This window comes from Sphingobacterium paludis (genome assembly GCF_004364125.1).
Taxonomy (GTDB): Bacteria; Bacteroidota; Bacteroidia; order Sphingobacteriales; family Sphingobacteriaceae; genus Sphingobacterium; species Sphingobacterium paludis.
Map to the genome: position 1 here is coordinate 172,852 of NZ_SNZV01000004.1, position 24,563 is coordinate 197,414.

Annotated in this window: 18 protein-coding genes; 13 read left to right on the plus strand and 5 right to left on the minus strand. The window is 44.4% G+C overall.

The features are described 5' to 3' along the window. Positions 1-118: 118 nt before the first annotated feature. Positions 119-997, plus strand: coding sequence for a helix-turn-helix domain-containing protein (locus B0I21_RS08945; protein ID WP_133640136.1), 879 nt, complete (start codon positions 119-121; stop codon positions 995-997). Beyond that, positions 981-1,424: a DUF983 domain-containing protein gene (locus B0I21_RS08950; RefSeq protein WP_317130177.1), complete on the plus strand. Its 444-nt coding sequence runs from the start codon at positions 981-983 to the stop codon at positions 1,422-1,424. Before B0I21_RS08945 ends, B0I21_RS08950 begins: the two co-directional genes overlap by 17 nt. Positions 1,425-1,454: 30 nt before the next feature. On the opposite strand, the gene galE is transcribed toward B0I21_RS08950, so the two are convergent. Beyond that, on the minus strand, positions 1,455-2,483 hold the full coding sequence (gene galE / locus B0I21_RS08955) for a UDP-glucose 4-epimerase GalE (protein WP_133640137.1): 1,029 nt from the start codon (positions 2,481-2,483) through the stop codon (positions 1,455-1,457). A 676-nt stretch (positions 2,484-3,159) separates the two neighbouring features. Between galE and B0I21_RS08960 the strand changes: the two genes are divergently transcribed. Then, on the plus strand, positions 3,160-3,360 hold the full coding sequence (locus tag B0I21_RS08960; protein ID WP_133640138.1) for a hypothetical protein: 201 nt from the start codon (positions 3,160-3,162) through the stop codon (positions 3,358-3,360). 22 nt (positions 3,361-3,382) lie between these two features. Continuing rightward, positions 3,383-5,110, plus strand: a complete 1,728-nt coding sequence (locus tag B0I21_RS08965; RefSeq protein WP_133640139.1) for an FISUMP domain-containing protein — start codon at positions 3,383-3,385, stop codon at positions 5,108-5,110. A gap of 81 nt (positions 5,111-5,191) precedes the next feature. Here B0I21_RS08965 and B0I21_RS08970 read toward each other — a convergent pair whose 3' ends face one another. Further along, complete coding sequence (locus B0I21_RS08970; RefSeq protein ID WP_133640140.1) at positions 5,192-6,184, minus strand: UDP-glucuronic acid decarboxylase family protein; 993 nt, start codon at positions 6,182-6,184, stop codon at positions 5,192-5,194. Positions 6,185-6,243: 59 nt separating this feature from the next. Between B0I21_RS08970 and B0I21_RS08975 the strand changes: the two genes are divergently transcribed. Further along, positions 6,244-7,494 carry a 3-deoxy-D-manno-octulosonic acid transferase gene (locus B0I21_RS08975; protein ID WP_133640141.1) on the plus strand — a complete coding sequence of 417 codons (1,251 nt, stop codon included), beginning with the start codon at positions 6,244-6,246 and terminating at the stop codon, positions 7,492-7,494. Positions 7,495-7,728: 234 nt separating this feature from the next. Continuing rightward, entirely contained in the window at positions 7,729-8,400 is a 672-nt protein-coding gene (locus tag B0I21_RS08980; protein ID WP_133640142.1) for a carboxypeptidase-like regulatory domain-containing protein, read from the plus strand. A 183-nt stretch (positions 8,401-8,583) separates the two neighbouring features. On the opposite strand, the gene hemW is transcribed toward B0I21_RS08980, so the two are convergent. After that, positions 8,584-9,726: a radical SAM family heme chaperone HemW gene (gene hemW, locus B0I21_RS08985; RefSeq protein ID WP_133640143.1), complete on the minus strand. Its 1,143-nt coding sequence runs from the start codon at positions 9,724-9,726 to the stop codon at positions 8,584-8,586. 396 nt (positions 9,727-10,122) lie between these two features. Here hemW and B0I21_RS08990 point away from each other — a divergent pair, with 396 nt between their 5' ends. The 7 genes from B0I21_RS08990 (at position 10,123) to B0I21_RS09020 (ending at position 22,030) form a co-directional block, all read left to right on the plus strand. Further along, entirely contained in the window at positions 10,123-10,707 is a 585-nt protein-coding gene (locus tag B0I21_RS08990; protein ID WP_208292309.1) for an RNA polymerase sigma factor, read from the plus strand. A gap of 71 nt (positions 10,708-10,778) precedes the next feature. Next, positions 10,779-11,750 carry a FecR family protein gene (locus B0I21_RS08995; protein WP_133640145.1) on the plus strand — a complete coding sequence of 324 codons (972 nt, stop codon included), beginning with the start codon at positions 10,779-10,781 and terminating at the stop codon, positions 11,748-11,750. A gap of 116 nt (positions 11,751-11,866) precedes the next feature. Then, entirely contained in the window at positions 11,867-15,334 is a 3,468-nt protein-coding gene (locus B0I21_RS09000) for a SusC/RagA family TonB-linked outer membrane protein (RefSeq protein ID WP_133640146.1), read from the plus strand. Positions 15,335-15,341: 7 nt separating this feature from the next. After that, positions 15,342-16,814: a SusD/RagB family nutrient-binding outer membrane lipoprotein gene (locus B0I21_RS09005; RefSeq protein ID WP_317130178.1), complete on the plus strand. Its 1,473-nt coding sequence runs from the start codon at positions 15,342-15,344 to the stop codon at positions 16,812-16,814. Positions 16,815-16,837: 23 nt separating this feature from the next. Next, complete coding sequence (locus B0I21_RS09010; protein ID WP_133640147.1) at positions 16,838-18,385, plus strand: DUF5689 domain-containing protein; 1,548 nt, start codon at positions 16,838-16,840, stop codon at positions 18,383-18,385. Between the two features lie 74 nt (positions 18,386-18,459). Then, positions 18,460-20,457, plus strand: a complete 1,998-nt coding sequence (locus B0I21_RS09015; protein ID WP_133640148.1) for a calcineurin-like phosphoesterase C-terminal domain-containing protein — start codon at positions 18,460-18,462, stop codon at positions 20,455-20,457. A gap of 214 nt (positions 20,458-20,671) precedes the next feature. Continuing rightward, entirely contained in the window at positions 20,672-22,030 is a 1,359-nt protein-coding gene (locus B0I21_RS09020; RefSeq protein WP_133640149.1) for an ATP-binding protein, read from the plus strand. 166 nt (positions 22,031-22,196) lie between these two features. Here B0I21_RS09020 and B0I21_RS09025 read toward each other — a convergent pair whose 3' ends face one another. Both B0I21_RS09025 and B0I21_RS09030 read right to left on the minus strand, forming a co-directional pair. After that, entirely contained in the window at positions 22,197-24,062 is a 1,866-nt protein-coding gene (locus tag B0I21_RS09025; RefSeq protein ID WP_133640150.1) for a M1 family metallopeptidase, read from the minus strand. Positions 24,063-24,073: 11 nt separating this feature from the next. Then, on the minus strand, positions 24,074-24,562 hold the full coding sequence (locus B0I21_RS09030) for a hypothetical protein (RefSeq protein ID WP_133640151.1): 489 nt from the start codon (positions 24,560-24,562) through the stop codon (positions 24,074-24,076). Between the last annotated feature and the right edge of the window lies 1 nt (position 24,563).

Below are 24,563 nucleotides of genomic sequence, written 5' to 3' on the forward strand. Positions count from 1 at the left end.
GCCTGTATTCGAAAGCGATAGCGCTATTCAGCATGTGAAAAATAAATAATCAGTAAAAAGTACCATTATTCGAGGAAATTGTACCATTTATTTTAACGAAATGCAGGTACCTTTGTGTATGGCGTTGAAAATACCTGTGATAGAGCAATGTACGGTTTCCAATAGCTTCCAAGGTGGAGATTTAATGGTGGAAGATTTGGCGACCTATCTGAATCGTAATCATGATTTGATTTTTCCGCATCGGCATAATTTTTACCATTTCTTACTATTTACGGCAGGGGGAGGAACCCATAGTATAGACTTTGAACGATTTGAGGTACAGCCCTGGCAAATTTATTTCATGTCTCCCGGCCAGATTCACAGTTGGCAATTTGAAGGAAGTATAGCCGGTTTTGTGGTCAATTTCAATAGGGATTTTTTCAAAAACTTCCTGATGCGTCCGGAGGGTATAGCAAACTTTTCTTTCTTTTCAGGCTTGGTGAAAGACGGGGTGTTTATGATAGAGAGTCGAGAACGCGCTGCTGTTTTGAACATCTTGACCCGCTTGTTGGAAAATGTAGCTGATGAGGACTTCGCCCGCGTATCTTTGTTGTACCTCTTTCATGTACTAGAAAAACAACGCGGCGCGAGCAGGGGCTCGGAAACCAACGTGTACAACCATACCTTGCTGCGTAATTTTTTGGATTTAATAGAACGCAATTACCAAACGTTGCGGTTGCCCAAGGATTATGCCGCGATGCTGTACATCACGCCGAACCACTTAAATGCGCTCAGTAACGAATTTTTAGGGATTTCTGCCGGTGAACTTATTCGCAACAGAATCGTGCTAGAAGCAAAACGCTTGCTGGTCATTCATGATCATGCCATAGCAGATATTGGTTATGCGCTGAACTTTAATGACAACTCGTATTTTACAAAATTTTTTAAAAAAGCGACAGGGCTCACGCCCGATGAATTTCGCCGCAGTATGCAATTAACACATGAACAAAATGGATAATACAAGTACTTATACAATCAGCAAATTTCAGGCAGCAAGGCAATGTCTCTGCCCGCGCTGTCGAACCGGTAAAATGTTCACGGGCAGTTTGCTAGGTCTAAAAGGACAGAAAATGCTGAAATACTGCCCCCATTGCGGCCTGAAATTTGAAATGGAACCTGGCTTTTTTTATGTCTCCATGTTTGTGAGTTATGCATTGAACGTGGCACAATTTATTGCGGTGTGCATCGCGACTTATGTACTTTCTGGTCATTCCGAATCACCTTGGTTGTACTTAATAGCTTGCAGTCTCACGGCGGTCGTGCTAGCGGGGTTCAATTTCCGCTATTCACGTGTTATTCAACTTTATTGGTTGACGCCAAACTTGGGCTTCAAAGAAAAGTACTACGGCGATCAGTACAAAAAAGACATAAAAATAGAGGCGTAAAAATAGCCTCTATTATATTCGTGTCCTCGCTTATGCTATTGGGTTTTGCTGTAAATATTTCTCCCAGGCCCAAGCCGATGACATCATTTCGTCGATGCCGAGGGCTGCCTTCCAACCTAACTCTGCACTGGATTTACTAACGTCGCCCCATACTTGCACAACATCACCCTCGCGCCGAGGCCCTACTTCGTAATTCAATTTTTGTCCTGAAGCTTTTTCAAAGGCCGCAATTGTTTGGAAAACCGAATAGCCAATGCCTGTACCTACATTGAAAATATCATACGTGCCATTCGGATTTCCTTTCTCCAACAACTTAATTGCTGCCACATGTGCTTTTGCCAAATCAACCACGTGGATGTAGTCGCGGACACAGCTTCCATCAACAGTATCATAATCGCCACCAAAAACCGTTAACTTTTCTCTTTTACCGATAGCCGTTTGGGTGATGAAAGGCAAGAGATTTTGAGGTACGCCAAGAGGTAGCTCACCAATCAAGGCCGAATCATGTGCGCCAACCGGATTAAAATAGCGTAAAGCAATCACGTTGTAATTACTGTAGGCTTTCGCGGTTTCTTCCAAGATCTCCTCGGCAATTTGTTTGGTATTGCCATAAGGTGACGTAGCCTTCTTAACAGGTGCCGCCTCGTTAACAGGAAGTACATCCGGCTCGCCGTAAACCGTACAGCTCGATGAAAACACGAAGTTTACCGGCTTTTCCTGGTAAGCCTGGAGCAAATTAATCAACGAAAAGAAGTTATTGCGGTAATATTTTAACGGCTTTGCTACGGATTCACCCACAGCCTTAGAGGCAGCGAAGTGAATAATGCCCGTTACATCCGCATGGCTATTTACAAACTCTTCGACTTTAGACACATCGCAGAGATCGAACTGGTGAAATTCTGGCTTTACGCCGATAATTTTTTCAATCTGATCCAAGATCTGCAGGTTGGAGTTAGAAAGATCGTCGATGATTATCGGGGTATAGCCCGCATGATGTAGTTCTACTACGGTGTGCGAACCAATGTATCCGGTTCCGCCTGTAACTAGTATTTTGCTCATTATCTTTTTATAATATGTCTTTTACGCTGTAACAACTTTTACAGTTGTTCTTATAAGTCGTACAACTTCTTCATAGCGGTTTTGTTAACGCCTACATGCTATAAGGTTGTGCTGTTTTTAGCACGTAGACCTACACACGTGACTTACATCTAGTCAAATTTACATAAAAATGGGAAATTTCAATTGTGTTGATGAAAATAGCGAAGAGCTGTCCGTTGTTGTTTTTTGCATAAACATACGCTTAAGGAATGAGGTGTATAAAATGCGCTGTATTTTATACGTGAAGTTACTTTTAATTGGTGCGAGTATGCGCAGGTTTATTCCTAATTTTCGTATGTTCGCGTCGCCAGAAGTAAATTTCTTTTTAAGGAAATAAACTTTTTTTAATTATTTAGTTTGCTATTAGTTAAAGGTGGCGCGAAATTTGAAAAGACGATGCGGAAAAGATGTTTCCCTGTTTTCTTGTAGCTGATTATGGCTCTTGAAATAAGATTCGGATAAGAAGTTCCTAAACGCAATGCTCAATGCCCCTCTGTTTACGAACTATGATTAATTTTTTACACCTGTAAAGTTGCAATCACGCCGTGTTTACAGGTTCTTTAAAGGTGTAGAATGATTGGTCATGACAATGTGATGAACTTTTTTATATATGTATTACTTAAAATTAAGCGACAACATGAATTTTCACATCCACAAAAACAAAAGACCAAAAAACAAGATTTCAAAAGCTTACACGGCACCTGAAAGTATCGTTACCATGGTACACATGGAAATGGGTCTTGCTGCTAGTTCAACCACCGTCACCCCGACGAATAGCGGCAACCAAGTGCGAGAGCAGTTCGATTTACAGGAGCAGGAAAGAGAATTAGATTGGTAGTTTATTCTTAACACATTATTTTATGAACACTAGATTGCTACAAATCGCCACGATGATTTTAGTCGTGTCATCCTTGTTTTCCTGTAAAACCGACAATGACTACGGACAAGAGATCGTTACGCTCAACGTAAGCCTAGGAGGAGAAGAGTACGATGAACAGGATGTAACCTTCGGCGGACAATCCAACACTAATTCCAGATCATCAAATAGGTCAAATTCGAATATTTCGACTGCTGTACAGATGCAGGAAATACCTTTGGAAAATGGTTTTTATATCAGCGCCGAGGTGACGGCCGAGCCAGCGATTTACAGACCTAGCCCTGCGAAGTCTTCTTCAGGCGGAAACCGTGCGGCAGTGGTGGTTAATCCTATACAGCGCGCCATATCGTTTAGGCTTGCGGCATACAACAGTGCGGGGAACTTCGTTCAAGCAAAAGTATATACCATCGCTGCTAACGGAACCGTCACGCCCGCTGATGGTGCTGCGATGCAGTTACCCAATGGTCAGTATACATTTATTGCCTACTCCTATAATACAAACACGGCACCGACGGAAAACCTGACCGGAACGACAGTCTCCAACTTTACGATAGCGAATGCACCCGTAGCAAACGGCTTTATGCTATTTAACTCGGGCTTGATTACCGTGTCTTCGCAGGCTACCGTGAATCTAAATGTTATCTTAAGGCACCTGACATCGCCTATGCAGGTTGTGATCGATGCGACCGCTACCAACGGATATTTAATTACAAGTGTAGGAACAACAACGTTAGGAAATACACGAGGAACAGCAACAGTTAACTTAAGTACGGGCACAATTACCAATTTCGGCGGATCAACAGCGGCACGCACGATGTCCTATCCAAGCACCGCGGCAGCAGCACAGTGGGCCTCCAATGTGGCGTACTTTTCGAATAATACAACAGCAGGAACATTGTCTATTGCGTCGTTAATCGTGGGGCCGTTGGAAAGACCAACGCCTATTAATTTTAGCGATATCAGTATTTTGCCAGGATTTGCCTATACGGTACGTCTGCGCTTAAATCCCGAAGACGGTTTCGAGACTATAGGCGGAGTAGAGGCTGCATTTATTGGTGGACGATATTGGATGCGCAGAAACCTCGGCTCAACAGTCGCTAATCCAGATGTGCCCAACGCGACGGCTTCGATCGGGTTTCGGGATCATATCGGCAATTACTACCAATGGGGTAGAATAACGCCTCGCGGAAACGGTAGCACTACAGCGAATCAAACAGGTACGCATTGGAATACCAGGGAAGAAAGTCTTACGGCTTGGAATCTAGGGTCAGAGACCACGCCTGTTCCTGCAAAAAATACGACAAATGATCCTTGTCCGACGGGGTGGCGGGTTCCCACAAGGGCCGAATGGAATCTTCTAGTGGCCAGTACCACGCAAAACCAGAGTGATAATGTGGGAACTACTTGGACGGCTAGTACTACAAATTATGCTACCGCGAAGGTGTTTCGCAGCCTTCGCGATCGCAACGTCGTGCTCACATTTCCATCCGGGGGCGTTTTTACGCCGACTACTGTAAATAGCACTGTTGTGGGTGTTTCTCAATTTCGAGGAAGTGCAGGCTATTATTGGACCAGCTTATCAATTGCACCGGAAACTGCCGCGCTAAATGCTGCTCGTTTAGTAACAGATCAGACTGCCGTTACTATGGGACAGGGGAACAATAACAAAAATTTCGCGTTTAATGTACGTTGTATACGCGATACACAATAACTTTTGATTTTACTGTATTCAGCATAGAATTTACGCTATGCTGAATACTTTACCACAGCCTAACGCGAAGAATGCGGAGGGCTATTTTTGATTGAAGTAGGTAAAGTCTTTGCGTTTAAGCTCCTCCTGTGGCAAAGCTTTGAAGTAGGCAATAGTTTTTTGCAAACCCTCTGCACGGCTAACCTCTGGCTTCCAGTGTAATAGGCTTTTTGCCTTGCTAATGTCAGGGCGACGTTGTTTAGGGTCGTCGACCGGCAAAGCATTATAGACTATTTTCGATCTTTTTCCTGTGGCGTTAATAATCTCTTGTGCCATCTCGAGGATGGTCAATTCATCAGGGTTTCCAATATTTACGGGCAATGCATAATCCGATAATAGTAAACGGTATATGCCCTCTACCTGGTCCGAGACATAGCAGAACGATCGGGTTTGTGTTCCATCACCGAATACCGTTAGTGCATCGCCGTTTAGCGCCTGCGCGATAAAGGTGGGCAAGGCCCGGCCATCGTTCAGTCGCATGCGTGGGCCGTAGGTGTTAAAAATGCGTACGATGCGCGTTTCCAGTCCGTGGAAATTATGGTAAGCCATAGTCATGGCCTCTTGAAAACGTTTTGCTTCGTCGTAGACGCCGCGAGGACCAACAGGGTTCACGTTTCCCCAATACTCTTCTGGCTGCGGCGAAACTTGCGGATCGCCATATACCTCTGACGTTGAGGCGACCAATATCCTTGCTGACTTGCTTTTTGCTAGCCCCAATAGATTGTGTGTGCCCAGAGACCCAACTTTCAATGTCTGGATAGGAATCTGTAGGTAGTCAATAGGACTGGCTGGCGATGCGAAATGGAGAATATAATCCAATTGGCCAGTAACGTGCACAAATTTGGAAACATCGTGCTGGTAAAACTCAAAGTTAGGCAGCTTGAAAAGATGTGCGATATTGCGTAAATCACCGGTGATAAGATTGTCCATCCCGATCACATGAAAATCTTCGGCTATAAAACGATCACACAAATGCGAACCGAGAAAACCGGCAGCCCCTGTAATTAATATTCGTTTTTTCTCTTGTTTATCCACGCACGTTTGGAATCGATAAAGTTTAATATCTTTGACGAATATACGGATATTTTTTTCACATGCGTGTTCTCTACGACTTCGGGATAGGCTTTTACGCCATTGTTTTATGGATTATTTCGCCTTTTCATACCAAGGCAAAGTTATGGATCGCGGGGCGGAAAAAATTGCTGAATCACATCCAGCAGACGATTGGCCCAGGTCAACGCCCCATCTGGTTTCACTTTGCTTCGCTCGGCGAATTTGAACAAGGGCGCCCGCTTATGGAGGCCATCAGAAGTCGGTATCCTTCAGAAAGAATTGTAATTACATTTTTTTCACCTTCGGGTTATGAGATAAGAAAGAACACGGCATTGGCAGATTATGTGTTTTACCTGCCGCTGGATACAGCACGTAACGCAAAGAAATTTATCGCCAGTGTACAGCCTAAATTTGTCGTGTTCACCAAGTATGAGTATTGGTATCATTATTTCAATGAGCTGAATAAGCGGGATATTCCGCTTATCCTAGTGTCCGCCATATTTCGGGAAGATCAGGTGTTTTTCAAATGGTATGGCCATTTTTTTAGAACGATACTACAGAAGGTCAGCTTTTTCTTTGCCCAAAATATGGATTCTGTTCACCTGCTCAAAGCGATCCATATAAAAAAGGCAGGTTTGGCTGGTGACACGCGTTTTGATCGAGTCGTCGAGCTCCCTAAACAAAGACGCAGCGTGCCCGCGGTGGAGCAATTTATTGATGGGAATACAAAAGTTCTGGTGGCGGGTAGTACTTGGCCCGAGGACGAACGCTTGATTGCCGATTGTTTTTTGAAACAACAAGATTGGAAGATTGTATTGGCGCCCCACGAGGTGTCCACATCTCATTTACAAGAGCTTAAGAGCATCTTTCCAGAAGCCATATTTTACTCCGCTTTTTCAACCCATGCACCATCAACCATCAAAGCGGCTCGGGTAATCATCATTGATAACATCGGTATGTTATCATCATTGTATGGCTATGGACGATTGGCCTATATCGGCGGTGGGTTTGGCGTAGGTATACATAATACATTAGAAGCGGCTACTTACGGGCTGCCAGTTATTTTTGGGCCGCGCTATAGCAGGTTTCAAGAAGCTATTGACCTTATCGAATTAGGTGCCGGTTTTTCGATAAGCAAATCAACGCAATTTGAGGAATTACTTTCCGTATTTACCCTGCCTGAAAAATATGCTTATGCGTCAGAAAAGGCTCGAGCCTATGTACAAGAAAAATCAGGTGCTACCCCAATTATTATGAAATATTTGCAAGCGCAAAAACTTCTGCCTGCATAGGGTACAACAACATAACTTCTTTCAAAAACAGCTCTCAGGCAAATGTCACTCCTCTTGGGATGTTATTTTAAATGTTTTTTCGTTGAAATATTTTTTTGGAAAGTGCAGTGTTTTGATGTGGTTTGCCTTTTGTTTTCACTTCCATTTATTGCGATAGCATGGTGTATTTTTATTTTTTTTGAGAAATAATAAAATGATATAATATATTTGCGGCATCAAATATTACCCAACAATATGAAATCCAAATTAACCTTACTTATTCTGATTTTCGGAATACTCACTTCATGTGAAAAAACGACTGATGTCGATGTTATCGTTTCAACCAGCGGCAAGCTGAACTACAAGCTTGTTGATGACAGTGGCAAAGGCGTGCCCAATGTAAAAGTTTCGCTGTATGATATTTTAGGGAACTATGCCACCTACCACGCGCTAATAGATCAGCGTACAACCGACGCTGAGGGTGTAGTAGATTTTGGGGATCTTAACCCGCAAACCTATCTTTTGCGTGCGGATTCTGCCATCGTGAACAATGTGGGCTATATGGTACAGGAGCACGTTCAGGTAACAACAGGAGCGGGGAAACAGAAAGAAACGAAAGTAACGGATTTCTCCGGGACCCTTTCTGTGACGGTACAATCCTACAATGGCCAGCGGCTCAGAAATATCGGAATAGCCGTTGTGCCAGCCAATAGATTCGACTACAGGTCAGACACGAATTATTTTCTGCGTGTTGCGGATTTCAAGGTTTTAACAGATGACACCGGAACCGTGATTTTAAAAATTCCTTCGGACAAAGAATACGTACTGTATTTTTATAACAGTGTCACGAACGCCGCTTACAACAACTATCAGCATGTAAGCGTGCAGAAGGGAAGAGAGTATAAGTACAGCACATACATCTACTAATAGACCCAACTGCGACATACGCTAAATTTGAGCTACTTTTTTTATTTTCTTGCATGTTGCGCCTATCGCCAGCATGCAAGAAAATAACGAGCGTATCCCTTGTTTGCATGGTAGACTGTGCGCTAATCTCCGAACGCAACAGGTCAACCATTGTTATGGATTTAGTGTAGACCGCGCGATCCGCTAATGATCATCATATACATCCAGTAGAAAAAGTTCGGACGCTATATGGTCTGCCAAAAGCTTTCCGCTGGTTGTCAGACGCAGATAACGACCCTCTACGAAGACCAACTGTTGTTTTTCAATAAACGGTTGTGCGGCCTTTTTTATAGCTGTGGTGGGTTCGGCGCCAAATAGCTTAATGATCCTGTCTATATCGACACCCCACATCGTTCGCAAAGAAGTCATCAGATACTCATTAATACGATCACGCAACGTTAGTTCTTCCGTTTCCAGCGCACTGCTGCCATCAAACATATGTTGAATATATTGGAGATTATTAGCGATATTCCAGCTTCTTGATTCACCGTTAAAGGAATGTGCTGACGGCCCAATACCTAAATAATGAACGCCGCGCCAGTAATTTGTATTATGTTTCGCGTAGCGTTCACGTTTGGCAAAATTGGAAATTTCATAGTGTTCAAAGTCATGCGCAGTTAATACATCCATGAGATATTCCATTTGGTTTGCGGCCTGCGCCTCATCCATAGCTGGCGTTTTTTGCTGTTGGATGAAATGTGCCAATGCCGTTTTATGCTCGACTGTCATCGCATATGACGATATATGGGGGATGTCAAATGCTAAAAGCTGTTCAATGTTTGCTTTCCACTTCGCATCTGTGAGTAAAGGATAACCATAAATAAGATCAGCCGTGATGTTTTCAAAACCGGCATCCTGCACTCTTTTTATGGCTGAGTCCGCTTCGCTGGCGTTGTGCGCGCGGTTCATCCAGCGCAGGTCTTCCTCAAAAAATGATTGAATGCCAATACTGAACCGATTGATGCCGCTATGGCGCAAGTCTTCTACTTTCTTTTTATCCAAATCATCTGGATTTGCTTCTAGTGTAATCTCTACGTCTGGATGAATTTCGAAATGGACACCTACCTTATCGATCAGCCTTGCGATGTCCGAAGCCTGTAGGATGGACGGTGTGCCACCACCAAAATAAATAGAATGTACCTTTCTATCGGTTAGATACTGTTGGCGTCGATCAAGTTCCATGTGCAACGCTTTTAGCATCTCATCTTTGTGCTTCAGCGAGGTGCTGAAGTGAAAATCGCAATAATGACATGCTTGCTTACAGAAAGGAATATGGAAATAGATCATCTGGCAAAGATAAGTATTGCTTTACAGCGACAGAAATCGAAGCGATTTAAAAAAAAATGGCGGACAAAAAAACTTGCAGAAACAAATCTATATTTTTTATATATTCGTTGTAAGTTCCGATAAGAACGCTAACTGGTTATACTGATGAGCTCAGTATCTGTATACGAAACCGCTTAACAAGCAAAACATGATTCGCTATTGCACATATTCCTTTTAGAAGGTTATAGTATGTAAAAAAGTCTAGAAGGAAATGTTGTGCGCCTCGACGTACTTTTTTACGTAGTAAGCGGATATTGCTGGCGCATACCAGATGGCAAGAGGTCGGTATCGAAGCTAATTAATATTGTGTTAATATTGAAAGTATATCTTTGACCTATCATGCACGGAGTTAGACATATGGAGGAATCAGCGCTTTTGAATGGGTTGCGAGGAGGACGTGAGGATGTATTCGCGGAAATCTTCAATAGGCACTGGGAAGCCCTCTTTCGGGAGGCGTGTTATCGGCTGAAAAAACATGATGAAGCACAAGATATGGTGCAAGATATTTTTACTGATTTTTGGCAGCGCAGGCATAGTATTCAGATATCTACCTCTATATCGGCCTATTTACACGGCGCCTTAAAGCATAAGATCATCCGGCATTTTTCCAGATCGCGTCTGCACCAAAGCGTTGTCGATCATCTGCTTCTTCGGATGCAAACATTTGAGGAAAGCATCCTTGAGGTTATCGCAGCCGGTGAGATTCAGAAAACGCTGGAGGAAGCGATTGTACACTTTCCAGACAATATGCGGCAAATTTTTCTGTTGCGTAGCCAAGATTTTACGATAGCAGAAATTGCAGAAGCCCTTGGCCTGTCCCAACAAACCGTTAAAAATAACAATTCGCAAGCCTTGAAACGTCTGAAACACGTTTTGACCGAAAAACATCCTGAAGTAACCTCGTCCCTTTATGCCGCTTTATTGCTGTTCATAAAAACTTAACACACGCATAACAATTTCTTGAAGTACTTTTTCTCGTTTCGATTCACTATAGGTGTGAAAAGCGAAAGAACGTGATATTTAAAAAGCTAAAAAAACTGCTCCGCAAATACGAGGATAACAGCGCATCGCCTGCTGAACGCAAAGCTGTGGATATCTGGTATGAATCTTTTTCCGTACAAAACGACAGCGCGCCGCTATTTGATACGGAAACAGCGCGTAGCGCTATGCGGCAACGCATATGGGCTAATCTACCGATGTCAACAAAACAGCCATCGTGGTTGCGAAGACATCGATACGTCCTATTAGGATTAAGCACGGCCGCTCTTTTGGCGGTAGTGTTCTCGTGGAACTACATGCAACGGCACTTGACCCCGCAGGACAGCAAGATGCAGGAAGCCAACTATATAGCCGCATTTACAGCATCGACAACAACAAAAGAAAGAAAGCTGATCACACTGCCGGATAGTTCACGCGTGTGGCTTAATGCGAATTCCACGCTATCCGTAGATGCAGGTTATGGGACAAGCGTTCGCCAAATGCAGCTGGAAGGGGAGGCCTTTTTTGATGTGTCTCCAGACCCCGCAAAACCCTTTGTCGTAAAAACCAAACATATCAAAATACAGGTTTTGGGAACTGCTTTTAATATCCAGGCATATGCTGCAACCGAGAAGTTTCGCGTCGGTGTAGCCCATGGAAAGGTCGCGGTGTGGGATCACGCCGAGCAAGAATTAAATCAACTGACCAAAGGCCAGGTATTATCCTACGATATTCATAATGGTGAAAGCACTACGCAACAGGCTGCGGTTATTGGCTCTTGGCGTGAAGGGCGTGTTATTTTGGAACAAGCAAGCTTCAAGGACCTGGCGCAAGCCATTTATACTATCTACGGCATGCGATTGCGGAACGAGAGTAGGTCCGCACAAAAATATTCATACAATTTACAGATACGTAACAACCGTTCGTTGGAGCAAACTTTGGACGTTGTCTGCGGTATGCACCAGCTACACTACAGGAGGGAAGATAATGAAATAATACTTTACTAATCAATAAACAAAACAGGCACCAAAGAGGCACCTGTTTACATTCGTTTGGCCGCGCTCAGCTTGAGACCCTCAGCAAGGCCACTTAGCTTAATCTGAATTACTAAGACAATAAAAATATGAATAAAAACCTGTTGTTCATACGAATAATGATGCGTACGACACTTATTATGTATTTAATCGGCCTAACGGTGTCTCAACTGCTGTTAGCCGCTCCGCTTAGCGGACAAGTCCATCTTCGGAAAGTGGACTTTTCGGTATCCAATACAAATCTGTATGCTGCAATCAAAAAATTGCAGGCCGAGCAGGGCATTGATATGGCCTTTGACGATAAGGCACTTAATTTAGCCAATATCGCAGTTCGCCAGCAGGCGTACCGCTCGACATCGGTAGACGCGGTATTGAAAAACCTATTCGCTGGAACCGCAATAACCTACGAGGAAAGAGGCGATGGAACGCTCGTTTTGAAGAAGCAGCAGCGCCCGGGACGTATTATCGGCGTAATCACCGACAATAAGGGAGAGCCTTTGGCTGCGGCATCTGTCCAGATTGTGGAATTGAACCGAACAGTTGTTACCGATGTTGAGGGGCGTTTTACTATTTCAGCGGCTCCCGGTACCTATACCCTTACGGCACGGTACATCTCTTTCGAAACCATGAGCAAATCAAAAATTACGGTCACGGAAGGCGGCACATCAACGGTAAATTTTGCTTTGTTGCCGACGACTGGTGATTTGGAAGAAGTGGTGGTGACAGCACTGGGTATCACGCGAGAAAAGAAGGCGCTAGGTTACGCGGCAACCGAAGTAAAAGGCGAAGACATTGCACAGACTATGCCCAACAACTGGAGCGAGGCATTATCTGGCCGTGTTGCCGGTGTGAACTTGGTGCGCTCTGGTGCAGGTCCTGCAGGATCCAACAAAATTATTCTGCGTGGAGAAAACAACCTCACCGGAAACAACGAAGCACTTATTGTTATTGACGGTGTGATGGTTAGCCAAAGTAGTGGGAGGCAGGTTGGTAACGGCTCCGGAGCCTATTTGGGTGGTGATTCGCCAACAGATTTTGGAACGGGTATCAATGACATCAATCCAGAAGATATTGAAACATTAACGGTGCTAAAAGGCGCTAACGCCACAGCTTTATACGGCGAACGCGGTGGTAATGGTGCCATTGTGATTACCACCAAATCGGGCCGCGCGAGAAAAGGTATTGGAGTGACCATCACCTCAAATGCCACAATGGAATCGATCTCCAGGTGGCCGGATTACCAATATGAATACGGACAAGGTACCGAAGGTGTTCGCTTTTATTCCTTCAACGCGGGCATTGATGGCGCGAGTACACGCAGCACGAGTTCGGCCTGGGGTCCAAAGTTTGATGGCCAATATTTTTTTCAATACGACCCTGTTACCCAAACACGTGCTACGGAACGCACCTTATGGCAGGCATATCCAAATGAGCGCAAAAACTTTTTCGACACCGGAACAACCTTTACCAATTCCGTGAGTTTGGATGGAGGTAATGACAAGACACAGATTAGGTTTTCGTTCACCGATTTGCGGAATAAATGGATTATCCCCAATACGGGCTATGAGCGTAATAACGTTTCTTTGACCGCCGGACATAGCGTAACCGATAAATTGCGGATACAAACGCGAATTAATTACCGTCAAAACCGCAGCGACAACTTGCCATCTACCGGTTATAATAACCAATCCTTAATGTACTGGAATGCTTTCTGGCAACCGAATGCTTCGCTGGATTGGTTAACAAACTATTGGCAGATCGGGCAAGAAAATATGGTACAAAATTATCCCTTCAGTAGCTTGGTTGATAATCCGTATTTGATTACCAACGAGATGTTGAATAAGAACAAGCGACATGGCTTGACGGGAAGTATCGATGCTACGTACAAATTTTCCAAAAACTGGGATATTTTGGTTAGAACAACCATGGACTTAAATGCGGAAAATAGAAGCCAACAACGTCCTTGGGATACCGAAAAGTTTAAAAAGGGAATGTATCGCACGCAGACCATCAATAGCACAGAAACAACCTCGGATGTGATGTTGACTTACAATAAGGAAATCACACCTGATCTTAAGCTAAGATTGACGGCAGGGGGAAGCACAAGAAGGCGTGAAAGCAATTTAGAAAGGAACAGCGCTGACTCTCTGGCTTACCCCGGTATATTCAACCTGGGCAATGCCGCAGGCAACCTTGTTAGCACGCCCGAGAGACAGGCACAAGTGACCAATAGCCTCTATGGTTTGGGAACCTTATCTTTCAGAGATTATCTCTTTGCGGACTTTTCCTACAGAAATGATTGGAACAGCGCGCTGGCATCGCCGATCAGTAAAGGGAAGCCGTTTCAATACCCCTCCCTCAATGTAAGTTTTGTTTTGTCTGATGTCGTGCGTTTACCTAAGCAATTTTCGCTGGTTAAGTTTCGGGGTTCAGTTGCTGGCGTAGGAAGTGGATCCGATGATCCCTACTTAACATCTTACAACTACAACATCGAACCAATTTTCCCTGGAGGCCGATCTAATCCAACCAATATGCCTAATTTAAATTTGCAGCCGCTGTATACCACCAGCTATGAAGCCGGGACCGATATATCGATGTTTGCAGGACGATTCTTCTTGAATATGACTTATTACACGAGTAAGACGTCCGACCAACATCTACGAGCAACGGTGGATAGGGCATCCGGTGCTAGTACGATTTTAGTCAATGCAGGTTTAATTCAAAACAGCGGTTTGGAGATCGAATCGCGCATTATGCCCATACGGAAAGAAAACTTTCAATGGACAGTGAGCCCGACGTTCAGTACGAATAAAAATAAGGTGCTGGAACTGACGGATAATTTGAATGAAATGATCCTTCAAAATGGTCCGGGAAGTAGGGGGGCTATTATTGCAAAAGTTGGTGCACGGATGGATGATCTTTACGGACGCGGCTACGAGCGTGCTCCGGATGGACAGATTGTTTATGAAAATGGTCTGCCGCAATTGACGGATACCATGCAGTATATCGGTCAAACGAACCCAGCGTGGCGTGTTGGTTTACACAATGAATTCCGTTATAAGCAGTTTCGTTTAGGTTTTATGTTTGATGCGCAATTTGGCGCGGTCGGCTACTCGTTGACCTCGGCCGTGCACGGCGAGCAAGGGAAAACGAAAAATACGCTGCCGGGCCGCTACAACGGTATTATCGGAAATGGCGTTATTGCCAACGGCGACGGCACCTACCGCCCGAATGATGTGATTGCGACCAATGTTTGGGATTATTATAACGCCCATTTAGGAAGGGATAACGTCGAGGGAACATCCTATTCAACCGACTTCTTAAAGCTCCGCGAATTACGCTTCGACTATACGCTAAGTCCATCGGTGTTATCCCACATAGGACTGCAGCGTGCTTCCGTAGGTGTGTTTGGCCGAGATCTATTTATTTGGTCGAGCTGGCCTGCTTTCGATCCAGAGTTTGGAACATTGGGTAACGGTGATATCACGCGCGGGTTTGAGTTGGGACAGTTCCCTGCAACGCGTACATTCGGAGTGAACCTTGTTATTGGATTATAATACATGAATGATGAAGATAAGACTTATTAAACGATCAATATACATGCTTGGCCTGAGTTTGGCGACGCTCACGCTAGTACCTTCCTGCAACAAGAACTTTCAGGAGATCAATACCAACCCAAATACCAGTCCGCGGGTGCAACCAGAAAACTTACTGGCACCGGCAATTACCAAAGTGGTTGGCTACAACATGAGCCGCAGCCAACGGATCACCAACGAGCTGATGCAGGTGACCGTTAATATGGGCGATAGTGACGGACGGATCTTCCGCTATGATATACAGACCAGTGAAGCCGATTATATGTGGAACAACCTGTATCTACAGCTGCGCAACTTTCGGGATATCTACGAGTTTGGTGAAGAACTCAACCAGCCGGAATATATGGCTATTGCACAGATTTGCGAAGCGTGGATATTTTCAATCCTGACGGATATCTACGGTGATATTCCGTTCAGCGAAGCCTTACGTGCAAAAGATCTCAATGCTGTGCGTCCAGTGTTTGATAAGCAGCAGGATATTTATCCTGCGTTGTTTGCGAAACTGGAAGAAGCTAATACCTTACTGCGTGGGTTAAGTCCTACGTTTAAGATCAATGGCAACGCCGATCCTATTTTTGGCGGCGATACCTGGAAATGGCGTAAGTTCGGTAATTCCTTGTATTTACGCCTGGCATTACGTTTAGCCCATAAAACAGAGTTAAATACAACGGCCATCATCAAGAAAATCGTTGATGAATCCCCCCTTGTTTATCCAATCATGATCAATAATGACGATTCCGCGATTTTACGTTGGACCGGCTCTGCACCCTATGTTTCGCCCTTTGCGACCTGGCGGCCTGCGGATTGGTACGGGCCAAGATCGGCAAGCTTTTTTATTGACAAACTCAATGAACGCAGTGATCCGCGCATCGTCACCTGGGTTTCACTGGCAGATGGTGATTATTTTGGCGTGCCGAGTGGCTACCCTGTTGGGCAACCACCGGTGGCGGGATCCGCATTGAACACTGGATTAATGTCAAACCCGCTGTTGGGAAATATCCTGAATTACGGGGAATTGCAATTGATACTGGCCGAAGCGGCCGTTAAAGGGTGGATCACCGCTCAGCCAGCTCGGACATACTATGAGCGAGGGACTGTAGCGGGCATACAGCTTTGGAACCATGCCGTCCCATCTTTTTATCTGACATCGGACTTGGTGGCCTGGGACGATTCGTATAGTGAGTTTGAAAAAATGGAGCTTATCCATTTGCAGAAATACTACGCCCTGTTCTTTACGGATATGCAATCTTGGTTTGAATATCGACGTACCGGACATCCAGTGTTACCGATACGTTCTGGACACCTCAATGGCGGTAGAATGCCTGCGCGGTTAAATTATCCGGTTTATGTGCAATCCGCCAATCGGGAAAATTATACCAAAGCAGTGGCAGAACAAGGTAGGGACGATATTAATACACTGGTATGGTGGCAACGGCCTTAATATTTATTGTAAAACGTACATTGATGAAAAAGTATTTAAACTATATCTTTTTGCTACCTCTGCTCATGTTCTTGTTGCAGGCTTGCGAAAAGCGCAATTTTTTGGATGGCACATTGAGTCCTTACATTACCATAGAAGATGTTAGGCAAATTCATAAGGGGACAGACATACAGATGACGGCCGAGTTGCTCAATCAAGCGCAGCAAACGCGAGGCGTGGTAATCTCGAATACGCAGTCCGGAAATGTTCCGGAAGGGATGATGATTGTGCAGCAGGTACAGCCGGGTAAGCTGCACGGTATTGCACTTAAAGTCGGAGATATCGCTGCAAATTATCGCGTCGGTGATTCCATCTTGGTAAACATTAGCAATAAGCAACTTAAACGAGAGGGTTTCCTTTATGTTGATGCGGTTACCGCGGCAGATATCGAAGTGGTTGCAACGGTTTCGCAAATATACCGTCGTAACCTGACAGCTTCGGCCATTTACCAACGTCCTAACGAATTCGAAGGTACATATGTGCAAATAATTGGTGGCGAGATGTTTCCACGACCCGAGCCTGGACAAACCTTCTCAGGCGTAAAACGCATGGTCAATGGAGCTGATACGCTCAATATACGCACCCTCCCTAGCGCACCTTTTGCAAATCTTTCTGTTCCACGTAATATCAATGTGCAGGGGATACTTCTTGGAGATTCGGAGAATGCTGCCGTCATGGCGATTTGGCCAAGAATGGCGTCAGACATTTTGGATATTTCAGATCCGGAGATTCCAGGCGATTTAGGCGCTATGCCGTTGGTGTTTACAGGCTACTGCGCCGACCCTCAGGGGGGTGACGGCAACTATGAGTACATCCAGTTGCGTGCAAACGTCGATATTAATTTTGCGGAGATTCCATTTGCCGTGGTGACGACGAATAATGCCGGAGGAAACCAACCGAATGCGGGAGCGCCTCCAGGTGCAGGATGGGCAACGGGCGGAGCGCGTACCTTGAAGTTTAACCTTACCGAAGGATCTGTAAGAAAAGGTGAATTTTTCTACGTGGGCGGTCATCAACGGCGTATTAATGGCGCTAATTCAACCTCTCTTGCTGAGTTAAACTGGGTACGAGCGATACCTTATGCTACCTCGGGTGGCGATGGTTTGGGTAATTCCAACTCGAATATTTTGGCGAACAGCGGTAATGCAAGTGGTATGGCGCTATTTGTCGGAACCAATATTAATGAGGCTACCGTCCCAATTGATTTGGTGATGTTTGGCGGTTCTGGTACGGCCACTATCGTTGATTCGGTCAATAATTTAGGGTATCGCGTTGCGAACAACGATCATTATCGTCCATTTCATCCAGAAACCGGACAAGCGCAGCCTTTCTTCTCGATGGGAACAAATCAGTACCGTATTCCGCATTTTCTACCGGCAGACGTAGGGCTGTTCATTCAGCTGGGTGGAGTCTTTAATACAACGACGCGAACTTGGGAAACGGCTCGAAGTTACAATGCCAAGCAGTTGACGAAACAGTCTCCTGCTAGCGATTTGGAAGTTGGGGAGTTTGTGACCCGACAAACGGAGTAAATTTTATAATAGGGGGCTGTTTAATTCATATCCTTTTCAGCCCCCTGTATTTGTTTTCAACTAATAAAGTCTGTATGCTGCTGAAAGAAACAATACACCTTTTCCAACAGAGGAGCGCTTGTTATCTCTTTTTATCATTGCTATTCTTCATTTTTTCTGCTTGCGGAAAGGAGCTGTCATCAGCAGGTGAATTGCCGCCACCGACGGCGGAGAGCAATAAGCTTGATTTAGGCGATGTTCGTATTCCACTAGTGTGGGATGTAGTCAAGGAATCCACCACGCAAATTTTAGGACGAGGTTTCCAGATCAACGATGAGATAACGTTTGCGCCATTGGATGGCCTGACAAAATCGTTTAGTATGCGTATCTCGGAAGCTCAGGAAACGCAGGCCCTGCTCAAGCTGCCCGCAGATTTTGTGGAGGGACGATATACTATCACGGCCTCTCGGGGCAACGCGCAACAAACATTGGGCACAAGCAGTTTTAATTTCGTACTCCGGGCTGATATTCCTGATATGGATGGCAAAACTGTCAAAGGCATCATTCATGTTGCAGGAAAGGGACTGGGCAACGTCGTCGTATCAGACGGATATGATGTTACCAGAACAAACGAGGAGGGGGTCTATTATCTTAGCTCTAACAAAAGGACAGGTTATGTCTTCGTTTCCATTCCTGGGAACTATGAGATGGTCAGTACGAATCAAAATCTTCCGCTATTTTATCGGTATCTTAATGCAAATCCAGCTGTTATCGATACCCGCGACTTCGAGCTAAAGCCAGTGAACAATGAAAACCATGTTATGCTAGGTTTGGCAGATATGCATCTTGCGAATAGAAATGACGACTTGGCGCAATTCCAAAATGGATTTATAGCAGATGCCAATCAGCAAATCGCTAACGTACAATCCGAAGGAAAAAAGGTGTATGCATTAACCCTTGGAGACCTCACTTGGGAAACATATTGGTATAGCAACAGTTTTATGCTTCCCGAATATGTGAAAGAAATTGCAACGCTTAATGCCCCTGTGTTTAACACCATTGGCAATCATGATAATGATCCCTATTTTGCGAGCGATTGGCTCTCGGAGAATGCTTACCGTAGAATTTTGGGACCGACCTACTATTCTTTCAATATTGGACAGGTGCATTACATCGTGCTTGACAATATAGAATATATCAATTCTGGCGGTGCCAATGGGTCAATCGGAAGTCGTAATTACAATGCAAAATTGGTAGAACAACAGATTGATTGGTTGAAGAAGGATCTGGCAACGGTGGATCCGGCTACTCCCATTATTTTGGCCACGCATATTCAATTGCACAATGCGCCCGCAAGCAATGGAAGTTTGCCCGGCTTCCGTATGAGCAATGGGCAGCAGTTGGTTGATCTGTTCGCTGGTTTTTCCCAAGTACATGTACTGACTGGACACACCCATATAAACAATAACGTCGTAAGGGATAATAGTTTTATGGAACATAATACGGCAGCTATATGTGCTACCTGGTGGTGGACAGGTAGAAATGGCTACGCCAACAACCACATTGCGCCCGATGGAAGCCCCGGCGGGTATGCCGTTTGGGATGCGACAGGAAAGGTGTTAAAATGGCGATACAAAGCAATCGGTTATGAAGACAATTATCAATTCCGTTCCTATGATTTGAATACGGTACATATCACCTCCGCAAAGTACGCCCCAGATGTCAATGTCGAGAATCAGCGCCTGGTTACGCAGTATGCGTTTGATTTTGCGCAAGAAAATAAAGCTAATGAGGTGCTGATCAATGTATGGGGTTATGATCCAAAGTGGACAATCGCCGTCACTGAGCAAGGTGTGTCGCTCCCTGTTCAACGTGTCTCTTCCTACGATCCCTTACATATTATCTCGTATGCGATGAAACGGATCAACGTGAATGCAGTGCCTACATTTGATTCATCTAACACATCACATATGTTTAAGGTGAAAGCGTCCTCAGCAAGCAGCACGTTGCAAATTCGCGTTACCGATCGCTTCGGCAATAGCTATACCGAACAGATGGAGAGGCCAAAGGCTTTTCATTATGCGATGCGCTAATAAACCTTTGTTTGCCTTATTTCCTATCTCGAAATCTAGAAGCTATGTAAGCGTTATTATCCCCATAGCCGTTAAACTGCCCTTATTCTGTTACAAAAATCTCCTAAAACTGGGTTTGTTTTGTTACAAAAATGCGTAAATTTGGGTTTATTCTGTTACAATAAAGTACCAAAACTGGGTTTGTTTTGTTACAAAGATGTATTAGGCACTAAACATGGCATTTAAAAGAATCATCCAGGAATACCTTCGGCAGTGGAAGTTAAGTAGTACAAGAAAGCCATTAATTATACGAGGTGCGCGGCAGGTTGGTAAAACTACCGTCATACGTGATTTTGCGAAGAGCTATACATACCTTGTCGTTCTCAATCTAGAGAAGGCAGCAGACCGTCGCTTTTTCGACAATTTTGATGATGTGCAAACTATTGCCGAAGCGCTACTTCTAGCTCATAATATTCCTTCATCAGGGTTGCAGGATACACTTTTATTTATTGACGAAATTCAGGAAAGTCCGAAGGCCATTCAATTGTTGCGCTACTTTTATGAAGAGATACCCACACTGCATGTTATTAGTGCAGGATCCTTGCTGGAGTTTGCTATACAACGTGTGCCAAGTTTTCCGGTAGGTCGGGTGGAGTTTTTATATCTGTATCCCATGAATTTTCAAGAGTATTTGGAAGCTTTAGGGAAACAAGCCCTATTGGAGCAATTGAATGAAGTGCCGGTTAAACCATTTGCACACCATACGTTGATGGATGCCTTTCATCGTTATGCTATCATCGGTGGAATGCCTGAAGTCATTAAAACGGATCTTGAAGAAAGTAATCTTTCGGATCTTACTAAGATTTATGAAAGTATATGGAGCACCTATAAAAATGATGTAGAAAAATACACATCCAGTGACACGGAGAGAAAGGTAATTAAGCATTTGATGGATGTCGCACCCCTATTTATGGATGAGCGAATTAAGTTCCAAGGTTTTGGAAACTCAAATTATCGGTCACGGGAAGTTGGAGAGGCATTTAGAACGCTCGACGATGCGAAAATTGTTCGTCTTATCTATCCCACAACAGGTCTTCAACCTCCCTTAAAAGCAGATTTGAAAAAGTCTCCGCGGTTACAGTTTTTGGATACCGGTTTGGTAAACTATACGCTGGGCATTCAGGCTGAAATGCTTGCTATGTCTGACCTAAACAGCGCGTACAAGGGGGCGGTTATACCGCACCTTGTAACGCAAGAATTGATCTCGCTGCAGCATGTTTCGTCGCATGTACCCTACTTTTGGGTCAGGGAAAAGACGCAGTCTAGTGCGGAAGTAGATTTGCTGTATGCTTACAATAAACTTGTATTGCCCATAGAAATAAAGTCAGGCAGCACTGGTTCCTTAAAATCGCTCCATCAATTTATTGAGGCAGTAGATCATCCGTATGCCATTCGGATTTACGGAGGCTCTTTCAACGTCGAACAAGCAATTACTCCCAATAAAAAGCCATATCTTTTATTGAGTCTACCCTATTATGCCGGGACCATGCTACCCCAATACATTGCTTGGTTTACTAGCAAATACGCGATATAGATTTCCAATCAGTTGTAAAGTTGTTTAAAAAGTTCGGTACGAACGTGATCAAGCAATAAGAAGCATGAGGCAGCGATTTTACGGATCTAAAAATGCGTCCTTTGCGAAGAAGAATGACAACGCAAAGACGCATTTAGATTGTTTAGTGACCTTATGAGATAGCCGTTTATGGCTGTACGTAACTGTTGTTAGACGATTCAATATCCGCTAACCGCTGCGATGGATCAATTTCAACCTTCGCCACTTTCTTTTCCAATTTTAAGCTGTAGGTTGGTTTAGTCCAAAACCAATCCTCAAGCACCGTACGTTTCACACCTTCATATATGCTGAAGCTTTCAGCAGGTTTTTCGCCACGCATTTCGCGTAGCGGGATATAAAAAAGTTCTTTTGTTCCATCCGCGTAATGCACCAAAAGATCAATCGGCATAGCAAAATTTGATTTGTTGCTGATCAGGATCTCTTGATCATTTACACTGCTCACGGCGTAGTCAATGGTCCGCGTGGTGTTGATAAACAGATTAAAATACCATTTTAAATTAATGCCTGAAACCTCTTCTGCGATCCGTTTAAAATCGTTAGGCGTAGGGTTTTTAAGCTTCCACACATCGTAGAATCTGAGGAAAGTCTTTTCCAGATTTTCTTTGCCAATGATATAACCGAGCTGTTCGGCGAGCACCTGGCCTTTATTATACGCCTCATTGCTATAGGCGTAATTCGTATTATAATAATCGGCAAGCAAGCTCATGGGTTCTTCTTTGCCCGAAAGAGCCAGCTTATAGTAGGCTCTATAGGCATCAATAACCGGGTTGGTTTCCAACGCTCCCTTTTTTTCAAACAATTGCTGGAAGGCAAGCTCTTGGACATAGCTTGTAAAACCCTCGTCAAACCATTCGTCGACCGTTTCATTTATACCGAATAGGTGCTGGTACCAAGAGTGAGCCGCTTCGTGGAAGATAACACCCACCAAGCTTTTTATATTTCGTCCGCCAGTCACAAGTGTTGCGGTGCCGTATTCCATACCACCATCACCGCCTTGCACGATGCTGTAGGTTGGCCACGGGTAAGCGCCAAAATGGGCTGATGTGTAATCAAAAAATTCAGTAGCCAGGGATAGTGCTGTCTTCCAGTTGTCTTTTACTTCTTTAGTGCTTGGCAGAAAAACTGTATAAATCGTCACGCTGCCTTTGCTTCTTGCTGAGTCAACGGTAAATTTGGGGTCGGCAGCCCAAACAAAGTCATGAATGTTTTCAGCTTTGAAATGCCAAGTTGCTTTACCATTTTTTGAGGCCACTTTGGCCTTTTTATCATAACCTTTAACAGCCAATGGATTTTGCAATTTGCCTGAACCGCCGATGACGTAATCTTTATTTAGGTGGATGGTCACGTCGAAATTGCCAAAAGGCGCAACGAATTCCCGGGCGATATACTCGTCGAGATGCCATCCGAAGTCGTCAAAGTGCGCCATTTTAGGGTACCATTGCGCCATCGACAGCGCGACACCCTCCTTGGAGTTCCGTCCGCTGCGGCGGATTTGCTCTGGCACCTGCGCCGTCCACTGCATTTCGAAACGTGCAGTACTTCCAGCCTCGATGGCCTGTGGAAGGTCTACCACCAGCAATGTACCGTCTATTTTATACGTTGCTGCTTTCCCGTTCACCGTAAGTGCATCCACTTTTTGATACCCAATTTGGTCGGGCGTTAGGGTAGCAATACGACTTTGATAATTAGGCTTTTCTTTCGTTCCCAGGTTTGTGGCCATCCGCGCGTCGGGATCGCTGATATTGGCTAGACGATAATCCATCATACTGCCGGGCTGGAAAGCGTTAAAATATAAATGGAAATATACTTTAGATAGTGCCTGATTTGAGTTGTTGCTATAATCTAAGGTCATTTTACCTTGATACTGATAGTTTTTTTCATCAACATCAATGTCCATTTTGTAGTCCACTGCCTGTTGCCAATAACCTGCTCGTTGCGCAAAAAGCAGGATGTTGAAAAGCATAAAAAAAGCGAGTGTAAATAGTTTTCTCATGGGTTTTGGTTTTACATATAATAGTATTCGACGCCTCGTTGTTTTAACAGATGTATAAGGGCGTTTAGGTCATCGTCTTTTTGGAATAGTTTATTTCGCCAATAACGTTTAGGCTGTCGTTTGTTCTTGGTAAAGATCATAATCAGGTTGCCACCTGAACGTGGCAGGTTCCGCAAATATTTGATATCGGCCAGCAACAACGTATCCAGCTTCCTGTCATGAAAGTGGATGGCAATCTCGCTATCTGTCACTGTCCACTGCGAGTCGTTGCGGCTCCATTTTATACTGAGCAGGAGTAAAAGTGGTAGACTGCATAATACAATCAGTATTTTAGGTACTTCTTGAAGAGGAAGTCTCGAGACTATTGCCGTCACGATGCATACCTCGATTAAAAGAAGGATCATGTATTTTCCACGGTGCAGGGTGGCAATGTGGAACGTCTTTTCGCTCATGAACCAAAAATAAGAAAGAGCAATCATATTTTGCTCTTTTCTCTGCATA

Excerpts from the sequence above, each read along its gene's own strand:
- B0I21_RS09025 (WP_133640150.1), bottom strand. The coding sequence starts at position 24,062 with ATGAGAAAACTATTTACACTCGCTTTTTTTATGCTTTTCAACATCCTG.
- B0I21_RS08950 (WP_317130177.1), top strand. The coding sequence starts at position 981 with ATGAACAAAATGGATAATACAAGTACTTATACAATCAGCAAATTTCAG.
- B0I21_RS09010 (WP_133640147.1), top strand. The coding sequence starts at position 16,838 with ATGAAAAAGTATTTAAACTATATCTTTTTGCTACCTCTGCTCATGTTC.
- B0I21_RS08945 (WP_133640136.1), top strand. The coding sequence starts at position 119 with ATGGCGTTGAAAATACCTGTGATAGAGCAATGTACGGTTTCCAATAGC.
- B0I21_RS08975 (WP_133640141.1), top strand. The coding sequence starts at position 6,244 with ATGCGTGTTCTCTACGACTTCGGGATAGGCTTTTACGCCATTGTTTTA.
- B0I21_RS08990 (WP_208292309.1), top strand. The coding sequence starts at position 10,123 with ATGGAGGAATCAGCGCTTTTGAATGGGTTGCGAGGAGGACGTGAGGAT.
- B0I21_RS08980 (WP_133640142.1), top strand. The coding sequence starts at position 7,729 with ATGAAATCCAAATTAACCTTACTTATTCTGATTTTCGGAATACTCACT.
- B0I21_RS08960 (WP_133640138.1), top strand. The coding sequence starts at position 3,160 with ATGAATTTTCACATCCACAAAAACAAAAGACCAAAAAACAAGATTTCA.
- hemW (WP_133640143.1), bottom strand. The coding sequence starts at position 9,726 with ATGATCTATTTCCATATTCCTTTCTGTAAGCAAGCATGTCATTATTGC.
- galE (WP_133640137.1), bottom strand. The coding sequence starts at position 2,483 with ATGAGCAAAATACTAGTTACAGGCGGAACCGGATACATTGGTTCGCAC.
- B0I21_RS09020 (WP_133640149.1), top strand. The coding sequence starts at position 20,672 with ATGGCATTTAAAAGAATCATCCAGGAATACCTTCGGCAGTGGAAGTTA.
- B0I21_RS09030 (WP_133640151.1), bottom strand. The coding sequence starts at position 24,562 with ATGCAGAGAAAAGAGCAAAATATGATTGCTCTTTCTTATTTTTGGTTC.
- B0I21_RS09005 (WP_317130178.1), top strand. The coding sequence starts at position 15,342 with ATGATGAAGATAAGACTTATTAAACGATCAATATACATGCTTGGCCTG.
- B0I21_RS08965 (WP_133640139.1), top strand. The coding sequence starts at position 3,383 with ATGAACACTAGATTGCTACAAATCGCCACGATGATTTTAGTCGTGTCA.
- B0I21_RS09000 (WP_133640146.1), top strand. The coding sequence starts at position 11,867 with ATGAATAAAAACCTGTTGTTCATACGAATAATGATGCGTACGACACTT.
- B0I21_RS09015 (WP_133640148.1), top strand. The coding sequence starts at position 18,460 with ATGCTGCTGAAAGAAACAATACACCTTTTCCAACAGAGGAGCGCTTGT.